2 protein-coding genes and 1 pseudogene are annotated in these 1,432 nt (G+C 66.9%); 1 reads left to right on the top strand and 2 read right to left on the bottom strand.

All coding sequences use genetic code 11. The features are described 5' to 3' along the window. Positions 1–226, bottom strand: a 226-nt coding sequence (locus tag JW364_RS23965) for a helix-turn-helix domain-containing protein (RefSeq protein ID WP_205334499.1), incomplete at its 3' end; no start/stop codon positions are given. A 331-nt stretch (positions 227–557) separates the two neighbouring features. Between JW364_RS23965 and JW364_RS24705 the strand changes: the two are divergent. Beyond that, positions 558–773 (top strand): annotated as a pseudogene (locus JW364_RS24705) (IS21 family transposase); the annotation flags it as partial. A gap of 138 nt (positions 774–911) precedes the next feature. On the opposite strand, the gene JW364_RS23960 reads toward JW364_RS24705, so the two are convergent. Next, on the bottom strand, positions 912–1,432 hold a 521-nt coding region (locus JW364_RS23960), incomplete at its 5' end, for a ParB/Srx family N-terminal domain-containing protein (protein WP_240199558.1).

Genomic DNA, 1,432 nt, shown 5'->3' with positions numbered 1-1,432 from the left:
TGTCCTGCTTGGACGGAAAATACCGGTACACCGCCGGCCCGGTCAGTCCGACGGCGGCGCCGATCTCCTCGACGCTCACATTCCGGTAGCCGGCGTCCTGAAAGAGCGAGGTCGCTTCCGCGATGAGTTGCTCGACCCGCGGTTCCGGGGGTCGCCCCGGCTTCTCGTCTCGAGGCGCGGGGATCGGCGCCGACCGTGACGGGGACCGAGGTGTGGGTGAGTTCATCGCGCGCCGGCAGCCTTTCCTGCTCGAGGTCTGACGACCTCGGGGGTTACTGTCCATTCGTTGGAGCCCGCCGGATGGATCCCAACAGTGACGCGAATCACACTCGCGATTCTGAGATCGAAACCGAACGACTCTTGACCACGCGGCGTAGGCGTGTGTCACCGGCTCGGGGCCGCAGACCGCGGTCGTCGGACGACGCTTCGAACCCAGCTGTGAATCGCAGGTCGACGACGCAGCGCGTGTAACGGCGACTCACTGAATCCGCCGACGGGTGGTGCGCTCGATTGGTGATCGACGCCCCCGTGACGTGCTCACCGGGGACCTGGCGCAGATGGCAACACTGCCGCCGAGTGCACCACAAGTCGGGTTGAACACTCGGGTGCGGCTGGGTCGCGACTACTACGTGCGCGTGGCCGGCAACGACTACTCGGTGCACCCATCAGTGATCGGCCGGTTTGTCGACATCACCGCCGATCTACATCGGGTGCGGATCGCATGCGGCGAAGTCACCGTCGCCGACCATGACCGCAGCTGGGCCAACCACGTCACCATCGCCGACGCCCAGCACGTGCGGGCGGCTAAAGATCTGCGCCGCGACTACCGCAACCAACAGCTGCACAACCGGGCCCGCAACGCCGCGCGCGTACGCACCCACCCCGACGGCCACGAGGTGCCCATTAGAGCGCTACCCGTCAAGGAGCCATTGCTGCGCTTCGGGGTCGTGGTCGTAGGCCGCGACGGTCGCGGACTGCTCCAACGTCAGCGCTGCGCCCCGCTCGATCAAATCCAGGGTCGTTTCGGACTTCGCCAGCGCGAGGGTGGCGTCCACGTCCTTCTTCTTCGTGCGAGTGGCCTTGGCGATCTTCGTCGCCGACATCCCGGCAAGCGCGAGTTGTTCGATCGCGGCCACGCGGTCACGGTTGCGGAGGCCTTCGCGCTCGAAACTGGCCAGCTGCTCCACGATTCGATCCACCGTCAGGGCCTTGTCGTCGGCGTCGGTCGCGACCGGGACCACGTAGACCGGAACGGTGGGAAGGGCGTTCTTACGCGCGGCCAGGGTCCGGCGCTGCCCGTCGCGCACCCGGACCTCGCCGTCGACCTCGACAGCGAGGATGGGTTGGCGCACGCCGTCGCGGATCGAATCGACGAACTCGGCGGTCAGGGTGGCCTCGGCCTCGGTGCGAATGTTGGTGTCGATGACCAGAT

Source organism: Gordonia sp. BP-119 (genome assembly GCF_016924115.1).
Classification (GTDB): Bacteria; Actinomycetota; Actinomycetes; order Mycobacteriales; family Mycobacteriaceae; genus Gordonia; species Gordonia hongkongensis.
This window is presented reverse-complemented; position numbering and strand designations above follow the sequence as displayed.